This window comes from Neolewinella antarctica (assembly GCF_011927835.1).
GTDB lineage: Bacteria > Bacteroidota > Bacteroidia > Chitinophagales > Saprospiraceae > Neolewinella > Neolewinella antarctica.
In genome coordinates this window covers 575,915-597,323 of sequence record NZ_JAATJH010000002.1, presented here as the reverse complement: position 1 = coordinate 597,323, position 21,409 = coordinate 575,915, and the positions used below count along the sequence as shown (strand labels likewise).

At 56.4% G+C, this 21,409-nt stretch carries 18 protein-coding genes; 11 read left to right on the top strand and 7 right to left on the bottom strand.

Annotation, left to right across the window (positions count from 1 at the left end):
• Positions 1-78: 78 nt before the first annotated feature.
• The 3 genes from GGR27_RS07640 to GGR27_RS07630 form a co-directional block, all read right to left on the bottom strand.
• Entirely contained in the window at positions 79-744 is a 666-nt protein-coding gene (locus GGR27_RS07640; RefSeq protein ID WP_168036824.1) for an ABC transporter ATP-binding protein, read from the bottom strand.
• A 175-nt stretch (positions 745-919) separates the two neighbouring features.
• Positions 920-2,383, bottom strand: coding sequence for a TolC family protein (locus GGR27_RS07635; protein WP_168036823.1), 1,464 nt, complete (start codon positions 2,381-2,383; stop codon positions 920-922).
• On the bottom strand, positions 2,383-3,630 hold the full coding sequence (locus GGR27_RS07630) for an efflux RND transporter periplasmic adaptor subunit (RefSeq protein WP_168036822.1): 1,248 nt from the start codon (positions 3,628-3,630) through the stop codon (positions 2,383-2,385). The genes GGR27_RS07635 and GGR27_RS07630 overlap by 1 nt, the downstream gene beginning before the upstream one ends.
• 407 nt (positions 3,631-4,037) lie before the next feature.
• Here GGR27_RS07630 and GGR27_RS07625 point away from each other — a divergent pair, with 407 nt between their 5' ends.
• Positions 4,038-6,722 (top strand): TonB-dependent receptor, encoded by a 2,685-nt coding sequence (locus GGR27_RS07625; protein WP_168036821.1) that lies wholly within the window; start codon positions 4,038-4,040, stop codon positions 6,720-6,722.
• Between the two features lie 203 nt (positions 6,723-6,925).
• Positions 6,926-7,387, top strand: coding sequence for a hypothetical protein (locus GGR27_RS07620; protein ID WP_168036820.1), 462 nt, complete (start codon positions 6,926-6,928; stop codon positions 7,385-7,387).
• Positions 7,388-7,508: 121 nt separating this feature from the next.
• On the opposite strand, the gene dusB is transcribed toward GGR27_RS07620, so the two are convergent.
• Entirely contained in the window at positions 7,509-8,504 is a 996-nt protein-coding gene (gene dusB, locus GGR27_RS07615) for a tRNA dihydrouridine synthase DusB (protein ID WP_168036819.1), read from the bottom strand.
• Between the two features lie 199 nt (positions 8,505-8,703).
• On the opposite strand from dusB, the gene GGR27_RS07610 reads away from it, so the two are divergent.
• The 6 genes from GGR27_RS07610 (at position 8,704) to GGR27_RS07585 (ending at position 15,018) form a co-directional block, all read left to right on the top strand.
• A complete protein-coding gene (locus tag GGR27_RS07610) occupies positions 8,704-9,837 on the top strand; it encodes a hypothetical protein (RefSeq protein WP_168036818.1) in 1,134 nt (377 codons plus the stop codon).
• 103 nt (positions 9,838-9,940) lie between these two features.
• Complete coding sequence (locus tag GGR27_RS07605; RefSeq protein WP_168036817.1) at positions 9,941-11,899, top strand: ABC-F family ATP-binding cassette domain-containing protein; 1,959 nt, start codon at positions 9,941-9,943, stop codon at positions 11,897-11,899.
• 267 nt (positions 11,900-12,166) lie between these two features.
• On the top strand, positions 12,167-13,366 hold the full coding sequence (locus tag GGR27_RS07600; RefSeq protein WP_168036816.1) for a hypothetical protein: 1,200 nt from the start codon (positions 12,167-12,169) through the stop codon (positions 13,364-13,366).
• A 139-nt stretch (positions 13,367-13,505) separates the two neighbouring features.
• On the top strand, positions 13,506-13,727 hold the full coding sequence (locus tag GGR27_RS07595; protein ID WP_168036815.1) for a DUF2795 domain-containing protein: 222 nt from the start codon (positions 13,506-13,508) through the stop codon (positions 13,725-13,727).
• A 155-nt stretch (positions 13,728-13,882) separates the two neighbouring features.
• Positions 13,883-14,545, top strand: a complete 663-nt coding sequence (gene cmk, locus GGR27_RS07590; protein ID WP_168036814.1) for a (d)CMP kinase — start codon at positions 13,883-13,885, stop codon at positions 14,543-14,545.
• A gap of 14 nt (positions 14,546-14,559) precedes the next feature.
• Positions 14,560-15,018, top strand: a complete 459-nt coding sequence (locus tag GGR27_RS07585; protein ID WP_168036813.1) for a methyltransferase family protein — start codon at positions 14,560-14,562, stop codon at positions 15,016-15,018.
• A 7-nt stretch (positions 15,019-15,025) separates the two neighbouring features.
• Here GGR27_RS07585 and GGR27_RS07580 read toward each other — a convergent pair whose 3' ends face one another.
• The 3 genes from GGR27_RS07580 to rlmD all read right to left on the bottom strand — a co-directional run bounded on the left by GGR27_RS07580 (position 15,026) and on the right by rlmD (position 18,593).
• Positions 15,026-16,363, bottom strand: a complete 1,338-nt coding sequence (locus GGR27_RS07580) for a YbjN domain-containing protein (protein WP_168036812.1) — start codon at positions 16,361-16,363, stop codon at positions 15,026-15,028.
• 137 nt (positions 16,364-16,500) lie between these two features.
• Entirely contained in the window at positions 16,501-17,040 is a 540-nt protein-coding gene (locus GGR27_RS07575) for a GNAT family N-acetyltransferase (protein ID WP_168036811.1), read from the bottom strand.
• A gap of 122 nt (positions 17,041-17,162) precedes the next feature.
• The gene (gene rlmD, locus GGR27_RS07570; protein ID WP_168036810.1) at positions 17,163-18,593 is read right to left on the bottom strand and encodes a 23S rRNA (uracil(1939)-C(5))-methyltransferase RlmD; all 1,431 of its coding nucleotides are present in this window, start codon (positions 18,591-18,593) and stop codon (positions 17,163-17,165) included.
• Between the two features lie 420 nt (positions 18,594-19,013).
• Here rlmD and GGR27_RS07565 point away from each other — a divergent pair, with 420 nt between their 5' ends.
• From GGR27_RS07565 to GGR27_RS07555, 3 genes are all read left to right on the top strand, one after another.
• Complete coding sequence (locus GGR27_RS07565; RefSeq protein WP_168036809.1) at positions 19,014-19,499, top strand: hypothetical protein; 486 nt, start codon at positions 19,014-19,016, stop codon at positions 19,497-19,499.
• Positions 19,500-19,736: 237 nt separating this feature from the next.
• Entirely contained in the window at positions 19,737-20,624 is an 888-nt protein-coding gene (locus GGR27_RS07560) for a bile acid:sodium symporter family protein (protein ID WP_168036808.1), read from the top strand.
• A complete protein-coding gene (locus GGR27_RS07555) occupies positions 20,624-21,268 on the top strand; it encodes an RluA family pseudouridine synthase (protein WP_168036807.1) in 645 nt (214 codons plus the stop codon). Before GGR27_RS07560 ends, GGR27_RS07555 begins: the two co-directional genes overlap by 1 nt.
• The last annotated feature ends 141 nt before the right edge of the window (positions 21,269-21,409 follow it).

Here is a 21,409-nt window from a genome sequence, read left to right as displayed (position 1 = left end):
CGCTGTGTTCTATGACTCACCGTGTTATGTGTAGGAGAAGCGGAGCGACGAAGAGACGTGCGGCAGCAAAATCGCATATCAAGAAACCCTTTCTCCATCCGATAACCGCACCAAGCGATGCGTCTTCTTAGCCATCCGCTCGTCGTGCGTCACCATCACGATCGTCGTCCCGATCTCGGAATTTAGCTTCAGTAGAATCTCCATGATCTCATCACCCATCTGGCTGTCTAGATTACCCGTCGGCTCGTCCGCCAGGATGATGTTCGGCCGGCCAACAATGGCGCGGGCGATGGCGACGCGCTGTTTCTGGCCGCCGGAAAGCTGGTTGGGGAAGTGTTTTGCCCGGTTGCTCAGGCCGACGCGCGCCAAGGCTTCCAAGGCCAATCGGCGTCGTTCTTTCCCCCCTACTTTGCGGTACAGCAGCGGTAATTCCACGTTGTCCACCACCGAAAGGTCATTAATGAGGTGAAAGCTCTGGAAGATGAACCCCAGTTGCTCGTTACGGAAACGCGCCATCTGCGCGCCGTTGTAGCCGGCAATTTCTTTGCCCGCCAGCGTCATCGTCCCTTCGGTCGGTTCATCGATCAGGCCCATGATGTTGAGTAAGGTCGACTTCCCGCAGCCGGACGGCCCCATGATGCTCAGGAATTCACCGGACGGTACTGACATCGTCATGTGCTGTAAGGCGAGGGTTTCGATAGTGTCGGTTCGGTAGGATTTTGATATGTTTTTTAATTCTATCATGGTCGTAAATTTTAAGATTATTGCGGCATTTTTTTGGCCAAAAAAACACAGAAACACAGAAAATGTGTGGTAGGTGACTTTCTCCGTCTCTTATGCTCTGCGTAGTTCAGTGCTGCGGAGCAGCCATCTCTTTTCTGTGCTTTTGTGTTTCTGTGGCTAAACCCTTTCTTGTGTTTTACCCCCCCAGTGCTTTGTCATTAATAAAGTCCCAAAGCGTCAACCGAGCCAGCCGAGCATAAGTCAGCCAGTAGGCCCGCAACGTCTCCGCGTAGCCCCGCGTATTCTGGTCCCGAAACTGTTGGGCGAGCGAAAGATTGGCGAGTGGTATAGCCCCGAGTTCGTACGATTGCCGGCTGATCTCGAAGCGTTCTTCGGCCAGGTCGCGGATGTCAGAGGCGAGGCGGAGTTCTTCCTGGACGGTCTGCCACTGCTCCAGTAACTGTACGAGTTCGGTATTCAAATCAAGTTCGGTGCGGCGGGCGATTTCGGTGGCCAAATCCTGGTTAGTGGTAGCTTGCTTGGTGAGGGCCCGGCGCTGTCCCCAGTCCAGGATTGGCAGGGCGAGGTTGACGCTCAGGGTACGGTCGTTCTGGGGGTCGTTGTAGATCGGCGCTAAGTTTTCGTCGTTGCGGATAAAGCCAAAGCCGGCCTCAATATCGATGCGCGGGCCGAAGTCCTTTTTCGTGCGGTCGACCTCGCGGGCGGCGCGGCGGATGCGTTGGTGGGCGGCTAAAATTTCCGGGCGGCGGGTCACCATTTGGGTGGCGGCGGCGGTGGCGTCGATGGTCGTGGCCACCCGGGCGGTGGGTAGTTCGGGGCGGAATAATTCACCGACGTACGGGCGGCCAAGTAGTTGTTGGATGTCGGCGGAGGCGGCGGCCACTAGTCGTTCGGCGCGGAGTAAATTTTGCTCGGCGCTCGTCAGTTCGAGGCGGAGCTGAACCACGTCGCCGCGGTTAATCTTTCCGAGTGCGTAGCGTTCTTCGGCGACGCGGTAGAGTTGTGCGTTGGCGGATCGGTTGGTCTCGGCGATGCGGCGCTCCTGGTCGGCGGAAACGAGGTCGAAAAAGCGGTCGGTGGCTTCGAGGGCGGCTCCGGCGCGGGCAGCTTGCACTTCCCGCTCACTTTGCACCTGCGCCAGCGGCAACAACTCTTTATCCCATTTCCACGGATTAAATGCGAGTAGCGGCTGGCTATAAGAAAGGCGGACCGGCGAGCCATTATAATTCTTTGAATTCTGTACGAAATTATCCGTCCGTTGCAGCCGGCTTTCCAGGTTAATCGTACCACCCGTCGCGCCGATCCGCTGGCTGGCGAGAAGGCCGACGAAACTATTATTTAATTCTATTTCGCGGAAGGCCACCGTACCGTCATTCTGCGTCACTTCGGTGCTCGTCCGGAAATAATTAGGGAAATTGGCGTTTAAATCCAAACGAGGTTTCATGCTGGCCCGGAATGCGGTTAATTCAAATTCAGCACTGCGCAAGTCCTGATCGGCGACTAGTACAGCTAGCGCATTATCGGCGGCTAATGCCTGTAATTCCGCGAGGCTGATGCTCTTTTGGGCGCGGACGCAGGTGCCGGGTAGAGTGGCCAGGAGCAAAAAGCAAACCACCACTACATGTGTTTTCGTGCTCATTATTCCGTGATTTTGAAGGCGCTGACCCGTTCGAGTTCCTCCGTGTCCGAAATGATGATCCGGTCCCCCACCGCGAGCCCACCGGTAATTTCGACGAAGTCGCCGTTACGCAAGCCCGTCCCTACCTCCATCCGGGTAGCCTCCTCGCCGCGCACGACAAATACCGACTGCGAAGCCCCACCCCGAAAGGCCGGGCCGTTCTTTACCCGCAGTGCGTCTTCTTTCCGCTGGGTGATCACGTTTAACTCCGCCCGCAAATTCGGCCGTAGTTGCTCGTGGCTGGGCTCCGTTAATTCCACCCGGAATTTGATCGTGTTGTCCTTTACTTCCGGCAGAATATCGGTAACCGTGCCGGACAATCGCGCCCGCGCGAGCCGCAGCTCGATCGGCATCCCGACGGCGAGTTGCTCCGCGTACCGATCCGAACAGGAAGCTTCGACCTTGTAGCGCCCCAGGTTAGCGATGCGCACCAGCGGCGCACCTTCCGCGACCTGCTGCCCGATGTTTTCGTTCACCCAGGTGACGACACCGGGGCGGGGCGCGCGGACTTCCGTTTCCCGCATCTTCCGGCTTAGTTGGCTGACTTCTTTCTCTTCCATTCCTACCTCCAGTTGCAACTGACGCTTGCGACCGGCGATGCTGCTTTTGCGGTAGTCGAGTTCGTTGTCCAGCTTCCTGCTTTCCAATTTGGTAATGCGTACGGCCAGCTCGGCGGCTTCCACTTCTTCTTCCGTGGCACCGCCCACTTTCAGTAGGCGGCGAGCGTCGGTTAACTGGGCTTCGCTAGCCGCTAGTTCCAGTTTTTTGATTTCCGCGTTGTAGCCGATCTCCTTCAGGTCGCGGTCGTATTCCAGGTTCAGCAGATTGATGTTGTTCTCCTTCAGGGCGAGTTGATCGCGGCGGCCGTCGAGTTGGAGCCCGATGAAGTCGCGGTCGAGCTTCATCAGGAGTGCGCCGGCTTCCACTTCGCTGCCGGAAAACAACAGGACTTCCTTGATGGTGGTTGCGACGGGCGCATTAACCTGCTCCTCGAAGGCGGGTAAAATCAGTGCCGTTGCGTTGACGGTGCTGAGGATGTCGCCGCGCTCTACGGTTGCGAAACGCAGTTTGTCCTCGTCGGCGGAAGGAGACAGCCGTTGCAAACCGTAGTACACGACCAGCGCAACGGCGGTGGCGATTAGCCCCCACTTGAGAAACTGGCCTACGCGCTTACGTTTGAGATGAGATTCATCTAGCTGTCGATCCATACTAACTCGGTTGCCACATTCGTGCCAGACTTTACGATTGCTCTAAACCAATACTTTACGTATCCCAAAATTATATTACCTGTCCGGTTTCGAACGGTCAGTGTTCGGAATCGTGCTTCATATCATACTACGTCCGCGGAAATGGTATTCCCGCTAAAAACACCCTTCCAAGCAAACCTCGCTTAACAAGCTATCAATCAACAACTTACCGCTTGGCAGCCGTGACGAATTATTTGTTTACCCATCTAATTGTTACCGGCAGGGTACGTAAATAAGCTTAATTCACCCCCGGGCGCTCCGCGTTTTCGGCTTCGATTACGGTTGAGTGGGGCTTCCAGTGTTCTATCTTGGGCGCAACGACACAGTTACGGTCGTTTTTAGCTTGACTTAACCAACATACACTCACCATGCGAATACTTTTACTCCTGGCGCTCTTTGCGCTGCCCCTTCTCGGCGTGCACGCACAGACCGTTTCGGGCACGATTACCGACAACGACGACCTTCCCGTAATCGGTGCAACCATCCTCATCGTCGGCACCAGTAGCGGAACGACGACCGATCTCGACGGTCAGTACACCGTCACCGCAAAGGACGGCGACGTTCTCCGGATCTCTTACACCGGTTTTAGCCCCCAGGACGTTACCGTTGACGGCCCCGGGCCACTCGACATCAAACTCACCGAGGGTATCGACCTGGATGCCGTCACCGTCGTCGGTTCGCGCGGTAAGCCACGTACTTCCTACGACGCCGCCGTGCCCGTGGACAACATCAGTGCCGCTACGCTCGAAAGCTCCGGACGGGGCGTGCTCGACCAGCAGCTCATGTTCAAGGTGCCGTCCTATAACTCTACCCAGCAGCCGATCTCCGACGCCGCCGCCCACTTTAGCCCGGCCGACCTGCGGGGCATGGGCCCGAGCCGGACGCTCGTCCTGGTCAACGGTAAGCGGAAGAACGCCAGCGCGCTGGTCTACAGTTACGTGACGCCCGGTCGTGGTGAAGTTGGCGTGGACATGAAGTCCGTCCCCTCCGCCGCCATCGAGCGCGTCGAGATTCTGCGCGACGGTGCCGCGGCCCAGTACGGCTCCGATGCCGTGGCCGGTGTAATCAACCTCGTTCTTAAGAAAAAGACCGATCCCTTCGTCAACCTCGGTTACAGCGTAACGGGTGAAGGCGACGGTGAGCAGATTTCTCTCGATGCCGGTTTTGGCGTCAACATTACGGATAAGGGCTTCGCCAACTTCACGGTCGGTTACTTCGACCAGAAGCGTAGCCAGCGGGCCGGTGAGATCACCAGCGTGGCCGACGAAGCGGGTTACTGGGGCGTAACGGACGACAGCGACTTCAACACCGCCGACCTGACCGCACTACTCGGCCGGGAGCCTTCCGCTGGTTTTCAAGTCGGTTTACCCGACATGACCATCAACAGTTTCGCGTTCAACAGTGGATTCACGCTGGACGAAGCGACGGAAACGGAAGTTTACCTGTTCGGTAACCTCGCTAGCCGCGACGGTTCCGCGCCACAGTTCGCCCGCGTTCCTTACTGGGTGCCCGGTTTTGATGCGATCTACCCCGACAACACCGACTTCTTCCTGGCGGAAATGTCTCCCCAGATTCTCGACCATTCCGTGACGCTCGGTCTGCGGACGGTGCGCAACGGCTGGAATTTCGACCTCAGTTCGACGATGGGTAAGAACCGGATCGACTACTACATCACGAACTCCTTTAACCAATCTTTCGCTGGTTCGAGCCCGAGTGATTTCTACAACGGCGCCCATCAGTTTAGCCACATGGTTAACAACTTCGACATCAGCCGCATCTACGAACGCCCTTCCGGTGCTTCCTACACCCTCGCCGTCGGCGCGGAGCAACGCACGGAGCGCTTTGAAACCGAAGCCGGAGAGTTCGCTTCCTACGGTGACGGTGAAAACCCCAACGCCGCCGGTGGCCGTACCGGTTCCGAATCTTTCGGTGGTTTTACCCCGGACAACGAGTCGATTAACTTCCGTAACAACATCGGTGTCTACACCGAACTCACGGCAGACTTCACGCCCCAGTTCCTCCTCGGTGGTGCGCTGCGCTTCGAGAACTACAGCGACTTCGGTAACAACCTGAGTTGGAAGCTGAATAGCCGCTACAAATTTGCCGAGGGCAAATTCAACGTTCGCGCGTCGGTCAGTAATGGTTTCCGCGCGCCTTCCCTGCACCAGATTTACTACACGGCCATCACGACTACGCTGACGGCCAACGGCATCGTAGAGAACGGTATCCTCGGTAATAACGACCCAGCCCTGCGCGCGCTCGGCATCCCCGAGTTGCAGCCGGAAACTTCTTTCAACCTCGGCGTTGGCTTCACCGCCCGCCTCGGCAACAGCGTTGGCTTGACGGTGGATGCTTACCAGATCAACGTGGACGACCGGATCGTTCTTTCCGGCCAGGTAACGCAGACGGGTGACGCCGCCTCCCCCATCGACCAACTCCTCGACAACGTGGGCGTCGGTTCTGCCGGCTTCTTTCTGAACGCGATATCCACCACGACGCAGGGTGTCGACGTCGTCCTGAACTTCACGGGCATCGACTTTCTCAAGGGTCGCCTCAGTGGTAGCCTGGCGGGTAACTTCAACAACGTCGAGGTGGATAGTGACATCAATACTTCTGACTTCATCGAGCAAAACAACCTGACGAGCAACATTTTCACGCGGGAGGACATCTCGCGCGTAGAATCTTGGCGCCCCCGTTCGAAGATCGTCGCTACGGCCACGCACAAGATCAACAAGCTGTCTTCGACCCTGTCGTTCCTCTACTACGGTAGCGTAACGTACTTGGCGAACAACGAACTGGACGACGCGACCTACGGAGGTAAACTGCTAACCGATCTGACGTTCTCTTATGACTTCACGGACAAGCTGGCGCTCACCGTCGGAGCGAATAACATCTTCGACGTTTACCCCGATACGTTTGCGGATGTTTACGAAGGAGGTGCTCCGCAGGATCGTAACCTCGATTTCGTCGGCCGCTTCAAGTACCCATGGCAGACGACGCAGTTCGGCATTGACGGACGGCGGGTGTTCACTAAATTAGCGTTCCAGTTCTAATCACTGAACGCGCAGCATCAAGCAGTAGCGATTCGACGGAAGTCGGATCGCTACTGCTATTTATGGCTCCTTTGGCTCATTAATTATCACTTAAGCGTGATTCACCTAAGCAAATTAAATTTTACCCTCCTATTTGTTAGTAGAATTTTTATTTACCGTAAACCCAATTAGCCAAACTATGCTTTACAGTTAAATACCTCGCAATGAATAAAGATTTACTCCGCTACGCCGCGTACTTCGCCGCATCACTGACCGTAATTTTTTTGGTCGCTTATGTTCTGGGCTTGGCGGACAATTACTACCTACGGTTCACGAACGGCATTGCCCACATGACCGTGCTCTACTACGCCATCAAACAGTTGCGCTTGCGGGACCCCTCGACGATCAATAATTACGTTAGCGGCGTAGCGCGGGGCTTGTCGGTAGGTGCCGCCGGTAGTTTGGCGTTCAGTATCTTTTTGCTGTTGTTCCTACTGGCCGACCCCGAGTTAGTCAACCAAATTCAAGTAGCTACCAATCTCGGTGACGTACTGACGCCCTACGCGATGGCACTCATCACCCTGGGAGAAGGTATCGCGGTTAGCCTCATTGGTTCTTACCTACTCGTGCGCTACGTCGATGCACGGCTGGAAAGTAAGTCTTCGAAGAATCTCTACCATACGTAATGGTGCACGGTACGTACGAAGCCCGCTTCCTCATCCAGAATAGAGACATACATCGAGAAAGCCCTCCAGTTTAGGTACTGGAGGGCTTTCTTGTTTCGTGTGGTCAGTAAGCGGCCGTGCTTCAAACGTGAGCGGGAACTCCGGCGTACACGTCGCGCATTTCTTCCAGCGTGGCGAACAGCACATCGGTATCGTATTCCTGCACCAATTTCTGACGGTAGTGCTTGACGTTGGGTAAGCCGCGGAAGTAGTTCGTGTAGTGGCGGCGCATTTCGAGGATGCCGAGTTTGGCGCCTTTCCAGTCGATGCTGCGCCGAAGGTGGCTGGCGGCGGCGTCCACGCGCTCGTCCAGGGTTGGGCCGGGAAGAATTTCTCCCGTTTCAAAGTAGTGCTTGATCTCCCGAAATATCCAGGGGTTACCGATCGCGGCGCGGCCGATCATGATGCCGTCGACGCCGTAGCGGTTGCGGTACTCTTCGGCCTTGAGCGGGTCGGTGATGTCACCGTTACCGAAGATGGGGATGGTGATGCGGGGGTTGTCCTTGATCGCACCAATCAGTGACCAGTCGGCTTCGCCCTTATACATCTGCTGCCGCGTGCGGCCGTGGATGGACAGGGCCTTGATACCGACGTCCTGCAGCCGTTCGGCCACTTCCTCGATGTACTGGGTTTTGTTGTCCCAGCCGAGGCGGGTTTTCACGGTCACGGGCAGGTTCGTGCGATCGACGATGGCTTTGGTGAGGGCAACCATTTTGGGAATGTCCTGGAGAATGCCGGCCCCGGCGCCCTTGCAGGTTACTTTTTTAACGGGGCAACCGAAGTTAATGTCCAGCAATTCTGGCTTCGCTTCTTCGACGATGTCGGCGGCCATCACCATGCTGTCCAGGTTAGCACCAAAAATCTGGATGCCGACCGGGCGTTCGTAATCGAAAATATCGAGCTTGGCGACCGACTTATCCGCATCCCGGATGAGGCCTTCGACGCTGATGAATTCGGTGTACATCATGTCGCACGCGGCTTCCTTGCACAGCGCACGGAAGGGCGGGTCGGAGACGTCCTCCATCGGGGCGAGGAGCAGCGGGAATTCTCCCAGTTCTATGTCGGCTATTTTTACCATTAGGCGCAAATTTACGGAGATAACGCTTGGGGTGTCCCGACTAAGGCGGGAGGAGTGCAAGATTGAGTGAGAAGAAGCCACGATTACGGGGTAAAGGCTTACAAATTATTCCCCTACCCACCCAAAAGAATGCTTTCGCCATCCTCTCGACGGTCAACGACTCCCTTTCCTACCTTTACTCGGCAAACACTTTTAACTGATGAGAACCCTACTGATTTTTCCGTTCGTGCTTTTCCTATTTCTGCCACTGTGGGGTCAAACGACCGACAACCTTTACGACTGTAATACCGGGTCTTTTGCCATGTCCGAACGATTCACCGCGGCCTACGAAGGCAACGATATCAGCCTAGCCAAGGATATTTTTGACGAATGGCTGGAACTCTGTGGCCCGAGGGAGGTCACCAACCGGGCTTTCCTACTGCTAAGTTTAGCGACGAATGATTTGCTGGACGTGGACCAACTGAGCGCCCAGTACTATTACATGTTCCAGTATTACAGCAGAGTGAACGACGTGACTTCAGCTTCTAATTACGAGTACAATCGGCCTTTTTACGGATTCATCCCGATTAATAAGGATTTTGATAGATTCACGGCCAGCGCTTTTTCCGAGCTCAATTTCGAGGGCAACCCGGAGTACAATTACCTCGCCCGTATTTATTCCAATGACCCCTCCGTCACCTTCAACGACCTGCAGGGGCCTGAATTTAATGGCACCACGCTCAAAGTCCTGTACGAAGACAAGGTAGCAGAAACCGTAAATTTATTGGAAGGGACCTATTCCGCATACGCAGCCCTCTGGATACCTAACGATGATGTGAACCAACTCGGCCCACACCCGGAAATAGGCTTCACCGTCGGTGCCCAAAAACAAAGGTTGAGCTATAATTTGCTGATTGCATTCCGCTTCCTCAACGCTAAGGAGCCTTACCTGGCCCGGAGGGACAAAACGGACCCATTCGTGGAAACCAAACACTTCTTCGGTGGCACCTTAGGCGTGGACGTGGGCTATGACTTACTTCGTACCGAGAAAACGACCGTTCTGGCTAATTTAGGTATTGGCTTCGACGGTTTTGATAATTTCACCGACGAGGATGATCAGGATGCTTCTAGCGTGGGCTCCTTTTTAGTCTACGGCAAACTCGAATGGAGGCATAACCTCAAAAACGGTCACTACCTAAGTTTATTTACCCGCTACCACCAGGTTAATTACGGCGGTGGCGAACGCGTGATGCTGAGTGCCAGCCCAGTCTCGGTAGGAATTACCTTCGGCCGTAGTTACAATCTCAAGAAAGATTTGCAGCTAAGACAACTACAGTACCAAGCTACAAAGTAGATTCGGCGGCGTACACACCGTCCGTTCTCCAACCGAAAAAAACCGGCACCCGCGCCAGCGCCCCCGCAAAATCGTACCTTTGCACCCGCAAAACCGACCCCCTATGCTAAGTGCCACCGGAATCTTTCAGCAATACGGCGATCGCGTCCTATTCGACCACGCCACTTTCGTCGTCATGCCACGCGATAAAGTTGGACTCGTTGGCCGTAACGGCGCGGGAAAATCGACCATGCTTAAGATCATCGCCGGCGACGTTGGCTCGGATGATGGTACCGTGACGCGGCCGAACGGGACGACACTCGGCTTTCTCCACCAGGAGATGGACCTGCCGACCGGCAACACCGTCATGGAAGAAACCCTGACGGCCTTCGCCCACATCCAGGAAATGGAAGACCGGATCAACGCGATGACCAAGGAGTTGGAAACGCGAATGGACTACGAGACCGACGCCTACGCCGACTTCCTCGAAGAGTTTACCGCCCTGACCGAGCGCTTTGCCGTGATCGGTGGCATCACGATGGAAGCGCAGGCGGAACGCGTTCTCAAAGGTCTCGGCTTTCAGCAGAACGACTTCGTCCGCCAAACCACGGAATTTTCCGGCGGCTGGCAAATGCGGATCGAGCTGGCTAAAATGCTCCTCCAGAGCCCGGACTATTTGCTACTTGACGAGCCGACCAACCACCTCGACATCGAGTCGATTATCTGGTTGGAAGAGTTCCTGGCTAATTACTCCGGTGCCGTCATTACTATCAGCCACGATAAGCAGTTTCTCGACAACGTCACCAAACGCACGCTGGAAATCGAGCTCGGTAAGGTATACGATTACAAGGCCGGCTACTCGGAATACGTCCAACTCCAGGCCGAGCGCCGCGAAAAGGCTTCCGCCGCCTACGAAAACCAGCAAAAGGTGATCGCCGACAAAGAGCGGACCATCAACCGCTTCATGGCCAAGGCGACCAAGACGAAGATGGCCCAGTCGATGCAAAAACAACTCGACAAGATCGACCGCATCGAGCTCGACCAGACGGACAACGCCGTCATGAACCTCCGCTTCCCCAAAGCCCCCCGCTCCGGCGCGATCACGCTGGACGCCAAGAACATTACCAAGACCTACGGCGACCTGAACGTCCTCCGCGGCGTCGACCTCAAGATCGACCGGGGCGATCGCGTCTCCTTCGTCGGCCAGAACGGCCAGGGAAAAACTACGCTGGCCAAGATACTGATCGGCCAGACGCCCGCCACCGACGGCGACGCCACGCTCGGCCACAACGTCACGGTCGGCTACTACGCCCAGAACCAGTCCGACGAGCTGGACGGCAAAATGACGCTGTTGGAAACGATGGAGGAGGCCAGCCCACCCGAGATGCGGACGAAACTGCGCGCCATGCTTGGTGCGTTTTTGTTTAGCGGTGACGACGTGGAGAAGAAAGTTTCCGTCCTCTCCGGTGGTGAGCGCGCGCGACTTGCGCTAGCCTGTATGCTCCTCCGCCCCTTCTCACTGCTCGTGCTCGACGAACCGACGAACCACCTCGACATGGCCAGTAAGGACATGCTTAAGCAGGCGGTGATGGATTACGACGGCACGCTCGTCGTCGTCAGCCACGACCGGGAATTTCTCGGCGGCCTCACCGACCGGACGATCGAGTTCCGCGACCACAAATTGCACGAGCATTTGGGCGACATCAACTTCTTCCTGGAGCGTCGTCAGTTAGATAACATGCGCTCGGTTGAGCTGGAGAAGTCGAAGGCCGGCTCCGGTAACGCTGCTTCTTCCGGATCTACCTCTGCACCCGTCCCGATAGCTATCGGGACGCAAAAAAACCAACAACCGGAACTCTCTTACGATGAGCGGCGGCGACTGGAAAAGGACGTAGGCAACGCGGAACGGAAGATTGAGAAATTAGAAAAGGAGATTGCCAAGGTGCACCTGGAAATGTCCGACCCCAACTTCTACAACGATCAGAAAAAAGTAGATAAAGCCGCGGGTAAACTCAGGGCCAAGCAGGCGGAGTTAGACCGGGTGATGGAGGAATGGGATGCGGCCAGCGAAGCTTTGGGTTAGACGCCTTCGGCTTTTAGAGTGTTGTGCAGGTTAGACGGCTGCGCCTTTTGGGCTACCGCGTGCGAGAGATACGGTTCGGATATTATTCATTAAGCTGTAAGGTGCGGGAGCCTAAAAGCAAAGCGCCTAATGTCCGCGCTGCGTTATATAATCACTAAGCTGCCCCGCCAGTCATACTATTAATTGCGCCACAACGTATATTGAGAACACAATAGCCCGCGTCGTCAACCATCCCCACGCCCGGTCTTTCACTCCTCAAGTTGACGCATGAAATCCATTATCCTGCAAGTAGTCGTCCTACTCGCCACCGCCCTGCTGGTTACCGGCGCGAGCCCCAATAATCTGGGCACGCCCGCGAACTACCACCATTTCGACTTACCCTTTTACGCCGAAACGGTGGCGGTGACCTACGACCCCGCCATGACCATCGCGGAACCTCCGGTAATTAGTAATCAGGCGCTGGTGGGCGCGTACCGAACCCTCCAGCGCAAGCCAACCAAAGTGCTCCTTAATAGCTTACTGGAAGCCAAAGCGAAGTATGCGCTGAACGATTACTTATTCTACAAGCTGGCGAGTCAAACGCTAAAGGTCGTCTACCAAAACGGCGAGGAGAACGCCAGGGAAATTACGATGTACGGACTACTGATCGAAGCCGGCTTCGACGCGCGACTGACGTTTCGCGGCGGGCGGGTGTTCGTCAACGTGTTTACGGAAGAAGATCTTTTCGAAGTCCCCATCATCGACGCTAACGGTCGGCCCTACGCCAACCTGAGCTGCATGGAGGGTGACTGCAACGGCCGCGCACGGCTGTTCATCCACCCTAACCGGCCCAACCCCAAAGGGCGTTCGTTCGGTTTTCAACTACGCAGCTGGCCTACCCTCGGCGTGCAGCCCATCGCGAAGAAACTGAGTTTCAGTTACCACGGCGTCGATCAGGAAATGGACGTGACTTTCGACCGCACGATAGTCGACATCATGAAGGACTACCCGTTTATTCACGAGTATTGCTACCTGGAGACGCCCCTTTCCGCTACGCTCCAGGAAAGTTTAATCCCACAACTGGACACCCTGATTCGGGACTTACCCCAGCAGCAAGCGCTCGAATTCCTGGTCAGCTTTACGCGTTCCGCGTTCGATTACAAGGAAGACAACGAGAACTTCGGTCGTTCCAAGCCGATGGTGCCGGAAGAGCTGTTCGGCTACAGTTTCTCCGACTGTGAGGACCGGTCGGCGCTCTTCTTCGCGCTCGTCCGTGAACTACTCGAAATCCCCATGGCCGTAATTGCTTACGATGACCACCTAACGATTGCGGTGGGCAGCGACACCATCCCCGGCGACTTTTTCACCTACGAGGGCAAGCGTTTTGTCTTCTGCGACCCGACGGGCCCGAAGAATTCCAGCAAGATCGGGCAAATCCCCCCGGGCTACGAGAACAAAAGTTTTCAGATCATCGGTGCTTACAAATAGCTGATTGTCAGCGGGTAAATTCTTGATGAAGACCTCCATTCGTGGGTTTATTTCAGATTCTTATCCTTCCACCGCCGGGTGGGCGAAACAAATCTCACCCCGCCGGCCTTAGTAACAATAGACAAAAAAACGCTATCGTATGTACTGGACCCTTGAACTTGCCTCCCACCTCGAAGATGCCCCCTGGCCCGCCACGCGGGATGAGCTGATCGACTATGCCGTCCGCTCCGGGTCCCCCCTCGAAGTGATCGAGAACCTGCAAGCCATGGAAGACGAGGGCGATACTTACGAGGCCATCGACGATGTTTGGCCGGATTACCCCCGCAAGGCTGACTTCCTCTTTAATGAGGACGAATACTAACTAAGCGGACGTAGCTTAGCAAAAGCAGTGAAAGCCGGCGACCTCAAGTGGTTGCCGGCTTTTCTTTGTGAAAGCACTACCCCATTTTCACGATTCGAAAGAAGTGGCCCGCAAGGGCTAATTTTGTCGTTCCTCGCCAACCCGCCCCTCCTACCATGTCCCACACCATTGCAATCGACGGCTACAGCGCCTGCGGCAAGTCCACCCTCGCCAAAGCCATGGCTAAACAACTCGGCTACCGCTACATCGACACGGGTGCCATGTACCGCATGGTCACTTTGTTTTTTCAACGCCAGTCGGTAGATATTGAGGATGAGGGCGCGGTCGCGGGTGCATTGTCCGGACTGGAGGTAGACTTCGTACCGGGCTCCAACGATGCCCTGCTGAACGGGGAGAACGTGGAAGCCGAGATCCGTACGTTGACCGTAAGTCGATTCGTGAGCCCGGTAGCGGCCATCCCCGCCGTCCGTCGGGCCATGGTGGCGCAACAACGGCGAATGGGTGCCGACGGCTCGGTCGTGATGGACGGCCGGGACATCGGCACCGTCGTTTTTCCGGAAGCGGACTTGAAGCTTTTCGTAACGGCCGACTTGACCATCCGTACCGACCGCCGGCTCGCCGAGCTCGGTGCTTCCGGAAAAGCGCCCGACCGCGCGGCCGTGGCCGAAAACCTGACCGAGCGGGACCGCATCGACTCCACTCGGGCGGATAGCCCCCTCAAACAGGCGGAAGATGCTATAGTGCTGGACAACTCCGCGCTCGACCTATCTGCCTTCATCGAGCGGGGGATGGCCCTGGCGCGGGCTATTCCGAGTTAATTAACACCTGCCCCATGCTCAAGAAAACCTTCCGCGACTACGCCTACGTAGCCATTCAATTTTTTCTCTTTCTGGTCTACCTATATCCCCTCGTGCCAGTCGGGTTGTCTTTGCCGGATACGGCACGGTACGTTGGCCTGGGGCTCGCCGGAGTAAGTCTGCTCATTTGCGGGGCCGCCCTGCTCCAGCTGAATAGCAACCTGTCTCCCTTCCCTACTCCATTAGCAAGAGGCACCCTGATTACCGAAGGCGTTTACTCCGTTTCTCGCCACCCTATTTACGCCGGCATTTTAGGTTTTTGCGTTGGCTACGCGGTCTACACTTCCTCCGGATACCGGCTCATCATCACGGGATTCTTGGTCGTTCTGTTCTACTTCAAAAGCAGCTACGAAGAGGGTTTGCTGCAACAACGGTACCCCGCCTACGCTGAGTACCATAACCGCGTCGGCAGGTTCCTTCCAAATCTATTTTAGCAACGCCTCAGGGCTTAGTCAAATCCAGTTCCCGCATCATCCGCAGATAGCTCCGGCCGAAGTCCACCACGTTATCGAAACTGAGCTGGCTCACCGCCGGTCGTAGGCGCGGGTATTCGTCCTCAAAACGGTCGGTGACGTTGGCGATCGCCGCCCGGATGGCGCGACGGGCCGGCCGGCCGTTCTGGTCGAGAAACTGTTGATTATAACCGAGCCGCTGGAAATAGTCGTCCTCGACTACCCGGTAGAATAATTCCAGCAACAATTTATCCGGCGGCGGCACGGCGTAGTTGAACAGCGCGTAGCCGGCGATATAGCCGGGGATGGCTGCGGCCACGGTCTGGTAGCCGTTGTCCTGGTACCAGTCCATGTTCGGTAGCTCGCTATCGATCAGGGAAGTGAGGCGGTCGTGATTAGCGGGCAGGGTAATGCCGAAGGTAGATTTGCCGCCGTAGAGTTCTTCGTCAAACGACTCGGGCGCGCGGCGCTGGAGGGTCTGCAGTTCGCTCAGTAGTCGTACATTTTTGTAGGTCACCGGCTGCTCTCCTTCGCGGGAAAAGTACATGCGGTGCATCCGTTCGAGGGCCTCCATGGTGTGGCCTTCGGGGATGAGCAGGTAGTCGAGCCGGTAGACGAGGTCGAGCAGCAGGTAAGCCACCGCCCCGGGGTTTTCTTCGGGGTTGATTTGGTTGGTCCCCAGGTCGTCGATCACGGCCTGGATGTGGGTATCGAGGAAGCTGAGCTTGAGGGCCTTGTGGGCGGGTTTTTGCTGTTCGAGGTGGGTGATTTCGGTGGGGCTGAGGTAGTCGCTGAACTCTTCGAGCAGTAAGTCATCCTGCTTATCGGCCCCCAGGGCTAATTCTTTCAGGGCGTGGTAGAGCTTGTGGGGGCTGGCGTCGTTGATGGGCGAGTCGAAAACGATACACAGGCAATTTTCACCGTCGATGGCGAAGCGGCTGTACTTCATTTCGTAGTTGAGGCTCGTTAGTCGCCGGAGTAGCTCTACTTGTTGGCCGTCCAGTTTGGCAATCTTCGCCGTAGCGCGAAACTGCTCGGTGTCCGCGAAGCCCGTCACTCGCTTGCTGCCCTGATAGACTTCAAAATAGAGTTTCTCTTCTTCCACCTGAAACTGTACGTTGTCCTCCTTTTCGTCCAGCAGGTAACGCATGAAGGCGGTGCAGCTTTCGATGAACTGCCCGTCTTCAAAAGCGGCCAGCGCCTCGTCCCACGCCAGGTAATTTGCTTTTGTCTTGTAGGCATCCGTGTAGCGGCCGAAGCGGAAGCCAGGCTCGCCGTGCGGGTCGTAACCGGTCGTGCGGCGGAAAAGGGTATCCCAAATACTCAAGACGGGTGGTTTGGTGGGGTGTAAGGTCACGCAATATACGGGGCCGGGGGGAAGGGGGCGCCGTCCCGATAGCTATCGGGAGTGCCGAGATGTTAGGCGAGCGAATGACAACATCGGAAAACCGTGAATGAAGCCCCCTACTCCACGCGCCAAGACATCCGGTGCATCCCCCGAAATTCCTCGCGCAGCAGTGGAAAGGTTAGCCGAAACGAGGAACCGTCGACGAAGCCGCACTTGCGGTAAAAATTGATGGTCGCTTCGTTTGTGTCCATCCGTTCCAGCCAGAGTATTTTCTTTCCTCGCCGGCGCGCCTCTTCCTTTGCGTAATCGATCAACTTCGTACCGAGCCCCTCCCCACGAACATTATCATCCAGATAAACTCGGTCGATCTTCAACGCCGGCTGGTTGGGAAAATCCGGACTGAGCTCCGCAAACTTTAACCGCAAAATACCAACCAGTTTCTCCCTAAAGTAAACGTGGTGGTAGCTGGAATCAGGCACCTTCAAATCGAGAAGCAAAGCGCTTTTTTCGTGAATCCTTTTTACGTACCAAGCCCCGTCGTCCGACCACATGTAGGCGAAAGCGGAAGGATAAATTCGCTGCATCAGCTCGTAATGAACCCGGTAGTCCGCAGGCTCAATAGCATTTAGACGGATGGATGATTTTATCTTAATCATACGGCAACGTTGATCTGGCCGGCGAATGAGCGCAGCGGCACGGGATTAAATAAAACAGCCCGGAGTACAAATGCAGTGCTGCATTCGTACCCCGGGCATTTGATATTTCTACCTTAAATGTACTACTCTATCACCCGCAACTCCAAGCGGACCACGCTCTCGCAGTGGCTGGTTTGCGGAAACATATCCACCGCCCGTGCCTTGGCCACCCGGTATTTCGCGTCGAGCAGCGCCAGATCCCGCGCCTGCGTAGCCGGGTTGCAGCTGACGTAGACGATCACCGGTGATTCCAGTTCCAGCAGCATCGGGATTACTTTCGGGTGCATGCCGGCGCGGGGCGGGTCGGTAATGAGCACGTCCGGCCGGCCGTGCTTGGCGGCGAACTCGGGCGTGAGGATGTGCTCCGTCCGCCCGGCGTACCAGCTACAGTTGTCGATACCGTTCAGCTCGGCGTTGATTTTGGCGTCCTCGATGGCGGCGGCGATCTCTTCGATCCCCACGATGCTGCCCGCATCCTTCGCCACGTACTGCGCGATGGAGCCGATGCCCGTGTAGAGATCGTAGACATTTTCCGTACCCGTCAGGCCGGCGTATTCGGCGGTGATGTCGTAAAGGACTTTTCCCTGGCGGGTGTTGGTCTGGAAGAATGACTTCGGCCCGATGTGAAACTTGACGTGGCCCAGCGCCTCGCGGATGGTGGACGTACCGGCGAAGAGGTTCATCTCCAGGTCCATCATGTACTCGTTCACCTTGCCGTTGATGCAGTAGTAGAGGCTGGTGATGTGCTCGCCGAAATCAGCCATGACGGCGTCGAGGAAGGGCTTGATGGTGTCCTGATCGTTCTCGAAGAAGGCGAGGACGAGCATGCACTCGCCGGTCGTCGTCGTGCGGATCATGAACTGGCGGAATAGACCGGTCCGCTCGCGCATGTCGAAGAAGGGCACTGCCATGCGGACGGCCAGGTCTTTGATCCCGTTGCGCAGTTCGTTGCTGGGGCCGTGCTGGAGGTGGCACTTCTCGATGTCGATGAGCTTGTCGTAGGCACCGGCTTTGTGGAAACCGATCACGTTGGCTTCGTTGGTGATCGTTTCGTCGGTCACTTCTTCGGCCGTGAGCCAGCGGCGGTTGGCGACGCCGAACTCGAGCTTATTCCGGTAGAAGCTCTGCCGCTCGCTACCGACGATGGGTTCCCACTCGCCGACTTCAACTTTGCCGATGCGGGTGAGCGCGTCGCGCACGATCCGGTCTTTTTCGCGGAGTTGGCCCGCGTAGGAGAAGTTCTGCCACTTACAGCCGCCGCAAACGCCGAAGTGCTGGCAAAACGGCTCCACGCGGTCCTCGCTCATCTTGTGGAATTCAAGGGGGGCGGCAAACAAGAGTTTTTTCTTTTTCCGGAAGGGCCGCACGTCGACCACGTCGCCGGGGACGACCTTTTCTACGAAGACGACTTCACCCTCCGCCGTCCGGCCAACGCAGAAACCTTTGTCAGCGAGGCCGGTGATGGTCACCTGGTTGATTCTTTCGGGAAAGCGGTTGCGGCGGTTGCGGGCCATGGGAGTTTTTTTTGGGTGGGCGAAGGTAGGGAATCTGGTCTGGGGGTATATGGTCTTTGGTTTAGAGTCTTTGGTCTGGGGTCTGCAGTCTTTGGTCCAGCATCTTTACTCTTTCCTCTGTATTCTATAATTCAATCTTCCCTGCACCCGCGACGCGTAGCTAGTCCCGTACTTTGTCGGGACGACCGCGCCCGCTGACTCACCCATTGTTTAAGCCTAACTAAAGATATTAGTGCCTTCAGTCGAACGGTTCCGGGCGTTCGTCGGGATTGGTTGGCAGAAAAGGGCCGAACCCCGTAACGTACGGTCGTGTCCGGAGATAAACACCCGAAACTACTTTTAAAACCCATTACCTCACACGGCCGCTGACCCCGCTAGCTTTCGAACTACCGGTAACTGCGCGCCATAATCAACTGAAGCATGCGTAAATTTTTCACCTTACTCCTCGCCGCCGTTTTACTTAGCCTCGTTACTTCCTGCACCGCCGACGGCATCTTTGACGCCGACCGCCTGAAGGGCATCGCCGACAAAATCCAGGCAAAACTTCCCTCCAAGGAAGAATTCAAACAAATGGCCGAAGCGGAAATCGCCAAACTTCCGGCGGACGAGCAAGCGGAAGCCCGTCGTGAACTCGAAGAAGCGCTGGCGGAGTGGCCCACCCCCGAAGAGCTCGACCGCCAGATTGACGACGCCATCGACGAGATAGCCGCGGAAGCACCGACGCGCAGCGAAGTCGAGGGCATAATTGACGAGGCCGCCGAGCAACTGCCCTCTAAAACTGAACTTCACGACTTAGTCGACAAACTCCCGGAAAACGATAAACTAAAAACGACCATCAGCGAGGGACTCAGTGACTTTTTCCGGACGATCGATTCGGTGGCCACCGAAATCGAAAAAGAACAGTAGCGGGGGCTCACGGAGGGGTGGCCGGCGCGCATAAAAAGACCGGAGTGCTAAGCACTGCCGGTCCAGAAATAAACACCTAAAACCCTATTAACCTCTTTAACGACGCAATCGATTGCAGCACCGCAATATTTGTGGGGGTGTAGCGTGCAATGAACCGGGAAATGCGGCAAAGATCGCGACGGCTACCGTGCGAAAGTAATCGCTATCTTTGACAAACCAAAGAAAGCAGCCTAAAATATGATCGACGTTCTCATCGGGGCCATCCTCGCGTTGATCATGTTCAGCATCGGATTATCGCTGCGGGCGACCCATTTTCGCACCCTTTTCCGCCGCCCGGGCGTGCTGATTCTCGGTCTTTTCCTCCAGCTTATTTTGCTGCCCGGTATCGCGTTCGGGGTAAGTTACGCTTTACGTCTTCCTCCGGCTTTTGCTACCGGCGTCGTTATTCTGGCGGCCTGCCCGGGTGGCCTTACGAGTAACTTCATCAGTTATTTATTGAAGGCCAATATGGCCCTTGCCGTGAGCCTGACGATCGTTAATACGTCGCTTTCCCTCCTCACCATCCCCCTTGTCGTCAACCTTGGCCTGGATACTTTCTGGACGGGTGGCGGGACGAATCACCTAGACATTCTGCCCACCGCGGCAACCATCTTTTTAATTGTCCTCTTGCCCGTGATGTTGGGGATGACTTTTCGGCGACTGCGCAAGGATGCCGGCCTACGCCTCCAGCAAAATTTACGCTGGGTCAACATCGTACTGCTGGCTTTCCTCTTCCTGCTAAAATTATTCGCCCCGGCCGATGCGGGTGGTAGTGAACTGACGTTGGCGGACGTACGGACAATCCTGCCGGCATCCGTGCTCATCAACCTGGTGGCCCTGTCGTCGGGTCACGTATTCGGTCGGCTTTTCGGCTTCGGCCGGAACGCGCAACTTACGCTGGGCGTCGAGGCCGGCATCCAGAATACCAGCCTCGCCTTCATGATCACCTCTACCCTGCTGGTGAACGAGGAAATGCTCAAACCGGCGCTCGTTTACGCCATGTTTACGTTCTTCACCGCGCTGGCCTACGGGCTCTACCTCAAACCCGGTGCCTGGCGCAACATCCTCAAGCCCCGCAATCAATAATGACCAACCTACTTACCGTGTTACGCGACGGGGCCGGCTTCGTGGTGATCCACAAGCCCGCCGGAATCCCCACGGAAGCTTACGCCGACCACGATACGGTCGAGGCCCGCGCCTGGAAAATGTACCAGCGGCCGGGTAGCCCGAAACTCCCCTTCGTGGGCATCGTCCACCGGCTCGACCGGCCCGTTTCGGGGGTGCTCGTGCTGGCCCGCAACAAGTCTACCCTCCGCCGCCTGAACCAAGCTTTCGCCGACAAGCAAGTTAGTAAGCATTATTTGGCGCGGACGCAGGTGCCATTGCCGGGGGAGGTGGGCACGTTGAGGCATTTTCTCGTGAAGGATAACTTGAACCGCCGCGCTACCGTCCACGACCGCGCGAAAAACGGAGCAAAGTTGAGTACGTTGAAGTACCGATTACGGAACCAGGGCAATGGTTTTTACGCGTACGAGATCGAACCGATTACCGGGCGCTACCACCAAATCCGCGCCCAACTCGCCGCGGCCGGCGCGCCCATTATCGGGGATGAGAAGTATGGTTCCCCCATCCGCTTCCGGCCCAACGAGATTATGCTGCACGCGCACCGTTTGGCTTTTCCGGATGCGGAGGGGGGGGTGGTGGAAGTGGAGATACTGCCTGATTGGTGAGCGGAGTGTTGTAAAAACGTCCTAGGTCGAGGGCCTCTGGCCCGAACGTAACGGCGGCAGCACGCTACCGCACTACCATTCGGGTCGGAGACCCTCAGCCTAAGGAGCGACATTTTATTAGGTCGAGGGCCTCTGGCCCGA